A 1,593-nucleotide genomic window follows, 5' to 3' on the forward strand; every position below is an offset into this window, starting at 1 on the left:
GCGGATGGGTACGCAGCCGACCGGCGGTGGTGCGGTGGGTTCACAGGTCGGTGAACGGGGGGATCACCCGGATGATGGCGATCAACCGCAGGCGGGGCAGGGGCAGGGCGTAGAGCCAGCCGTCGCGCAGCACCGGCAGGCGCCGCATTCCGCCGGGCACGCCGCGGCGGGGGCCTTCGCCGATGTCGGTGACGTCCACCCCGACCTCGGCCAGGGCGACGAGTTCGGCGGCCAGGCGTTCGACCTCGGCGACGACGTGGTCGGGCAGGCCGGTGATGACGTGGTCGGCGTCGGGGTTGTAATCCCACCGCCAGGAGGAGGGTTCACTCACGCGGCGTGGCCTTCGAGTCCGGCCTGCTGTCGGGCGGCGTCCAGGATCTCGCCGATCTCGCGGGTGATGGCCCCGGCCTCGGCGGGGTCCTCGACCTCGGCCGCGCGGGTCTCCAGTTCCCGCAGGCGTGCCGCGCGGTGGGGGAAGCGTTCGATCGCGACCCGCAGCGACCACTGACCGACCAGGCGCCGCATCGGGGCCGCGCTCACCTCGCTGCGGGCTGCTTCCAGGGCGTCGGCGCGTTCCGCGTCGAAGGTCGGCAGCAGTTCCGGTGCCAGACGCACCAGGGCGGCCCGCAGCGCCTCGGGGGTGTGGGGTGGCTGCTCCATCACCGGCCCCGCCGGCCCGTCACGATCCGGTGCCGCGCCCATGTGCCCCTCCTTCGTTCGCCGGGTCTCCAGCGTACGCCGGGAACACCGGGCTCGACCCCGCAACTGCGGGGAGAGGGTGATCACGACGAGGTCCGGGCCGTGACACGGTGGCCGACCCCACGCACAGGGGAGTTGACCCGGCCCCGTCGACGGGCGAGCCTCCGGGTGAAGTGCCTCTGCACCTGCCGGGGACCAGGCCGCCACCACGAGAACCGAACCACAACCCTGCCGATCCCCCAGCCCACCCGGCACCGCCCGGGTGACTACAAACATTCGTAGTCCCCGGGGCAATTCCTCAAGCGGCGGATGTCCCCATGGTGAGGGAACGCCCCCGCTGGGGCGGGTAGCAACTGCCGACGTCGGCAGTTGCTACCCCGGCGAGGGAGCATCCCCGCGCGTGCGGGGAGCAGCCCACCAAGCTGCGGGCGCAGAAGGCGATCCCGGGACCATCCCCGCGCGTGCGGGGAGCAGGCTTTCCGAGCTGCGGTGTTGTCGGCCCGGAGCGCCGATCCTAACGAGCTCGTGCACGGTAGGTGATCAGCCGCTCGACGTCTGATCACCTACCGTGCACGAGCTCGTTAGGAAGCAAAGCTACCCAAATCCGAGGTTCAGACGCAGGCGCGGAGGTGCCCTTGTCCCGTCAGACGGCTGGATGGTGGGCTGTATCCGCACGCGGTGCGGGAACGGCTGTCGGCTGGCGCAGTTGGTCGGGGATGAGGTCGCCATGGCGGTTCCGAAGGTAGGCAAGTGCCTCTTCCAGGGAGGAGTCTGTCAATCGAGCGGTGTAACGGGGGTGGTTGGTTAGTGGCGGGCTGTGGAGAGGCGGCCGTCGAAGGTGATGTCGAAGGCGTTCAGTGCGGTCTTCCAGCGGCTGGTCCAGCGGGCCTGTCC

General features: G+C 70.9%; 2 protein-coding genes. Both read right to left on the reverse strand.

Features of this window, described 5'->3' with window-relative positions; translation table 11 throughout:
• Positions 1 to 40: 40 nt before the first annotated feature.
• Positions 41 to 331 (reverse strand): hypothetical protein, encoded by a 291-nt coding sequence (locus FNQ90_RS22560; RefSeq protein WP_182608033.1) that lies wholly within the window; start codon positions 329 to 331, stop codon positions 41 to 43.
• The gene (locus FNQ90_RS22565) at positions 328 to 702 is read right to left on the reverse strand and encodes a DUF6247 family protein (protein ID WP_182608034.1); all 375 of its coding nucleotides are present in this window, start codon (positions 700 to 702) and stop codon (positions 328 to 330) included. Before FNQ90_RS22565 ends, FNQ90_RS22560 begins: the two co-directional genes overlap by 4 nt.
• Between the last annotated feature and the right edge of the window lie 891 nt (positions 703 to 1,593).

It is taken from the genome of Streptomyces alkaliphilus (assembly GCF_014141535.1).
GTDB classification, from domain to species: domain Bacteria; phylum Actinomycetota; class Actinomycetes; order Streptomycetales; family Streptomycetaceae; genus Streptomyces; species Streptomyces alkaliphilus.